At 60.5% G+C, this 1555-nt stretch carries 2 protein-coding genes; both read right to left on the bottom strand.

Features of this window, described 5'->3' with window-relative positions; genetic code table 11:
* Positions 1-91: 91 nt before the first annotated feature.
* Entirely contained in the window at positions 92-286 is a 195-nt protein-coding gene (locus WCA53_RS17345) for a plasmid mobilization protein (protein ID WP_423913034.1), read from the bottom strand.
* A 203-nt stretch (positions 287-489) separates the two neighbouring features.
* The coding region (locus tag WCA53_RS17340) for an NAD+ synthase (protein WP_423913032.1) at positions 490-1555 on the bottom strand (1066 nt) is incomplete at its 5' end.

The following is a 1555-nucleotide window of genomic DNA, read 5'->3' as shown; positions in this document are numbered from 1 at the left end:
CCCCGTAGCCAATCCAGCGCCGGCCCAGCCTCACCTGCCGCCATTTCGTTGAGCAAATCGATCAGAAACGAAGAATCGAGCAGGCATTTTCTCATTTGCGCGACACTCGCAAACGCGAATCACCCATTCGCTGAGCAGCATCGGTTAGTACGTCGGAAGCCGTGACAAAAGGCTCTTCGCGGATCAGTTGGCGCACATAGGTTGCCTTCTTCATACCGGCTTTGCGCGAGCGCCGAGCGAGTAGACGCTCTTCCTCTTCAGTGAGACGCACAGTAAGTATTCCCATGATCCCCAGATCATACGATGTATGCCGATTGTATGTCAAAAACTTCGAATGCCAAGCGGTAACCGAGTATCGGACGTTGAGTTCCGAGAAACCGAACCGACTAGCGCAGTATGCAAAAGCCCGCTTTCGCCGACGAGCCGAAAAAATGCGCCGTTCGCGCGGAAATACTTCCAACGCGAATAATTTGATCGCAGGAAGATCTTCTACCGCGACTTATAGCCACTCGTAATCGGATACCGCCAATCCCGTCCGAACGCCCTGCCGCTTACACGCACGCCGGGGGGCGCCTGGCGGCGCTTGTATTCATTGCGCTTCACCAGATCCAATATGCGCCCCACGGTGGCCCGATCGAAGCCGCGCGCCGCAATCTGGTCCACCGATAAATCCTCTTCGATGAAGGCCTCGAGAATCGGGTCGAGCACTTCATAGGGCGGCAGGCTGTCCGTGTCCTTCTGCTCGTGGCGCAGCTCCGCCGACGGCGCTCGCTCGATGACACGCTGCGGGATCACCTGCGATTGCGCGTTGCGCCAGGCACAAAGCCGGTACACCAGTAACTTGCTGCAATCCTTGATGGGCGCGAAGCCGCCGGCCATGTCGCCGTACAGCGTGGCATAGCCCACCGACATCTCGCTCTTGTTGCCCGTGGTGAGCAGCATCTTGCCGGTCTTGTTGGAAATGCCCATCAGCAGCACCCCGCGGCAGCGCGCCTGGATATTCTCCTCGGGGGTGTCGGGCGCGCGGCCGGCGAACTCCTCTTTGAGCGCGCCCAGAGTCGCCTCGAACATGCCCTCGATGGAGATCTCGCTGTGCTCGACGCCGAGCCATTTCGCTTGCAGCGCGGCATCGTCCTTGCTCATCTGTGAGGTGTAGCGCGAAGGCATGGACACCGAATGAACCCGGTTCGCTCCCAGTGCATCAACCGCAATCACCAAGGTCAGAGCCGAATCCACCCCGCCCGACAAGCCCAATACGGCACCAGGGAAGCGATGTTTGTCCACATAGTCGCGCGTGCCCTGCACCAGCGCCCCATACACGCTCTCTTCCTGGCTTTGCAGCGGCACGATGTCGCCCGGCAGGGGCTTGACCACCCCCGACGCGTCGACCGCGAGGTCCACAGCGTACATCCCCTCCGCGAATGCCGGCGCCCGCAGCGTGACTTCGCCCTGCGCATTCATGACGAAGGAATTGCCGTCGAACACCAGCTCATCCTGGCCGCCGATCAAATTCACGAACACCAGCGGAATACCCGTTTCGCGCACCCGCGCGCGC

The sequence above is a fragment of the Caballeronia sp. genome, assembly GCF_049581465.1.
Taxonomy (GTDB): domain Bacteria; phylum Pseudomonadota; class Gammaproteobacteria; order Burkholderiales; family Burkholderiaceae; genus Caballeronia.
This window is presented reverse-complemented; position numbering and strand designations above follow the sequence as displayed.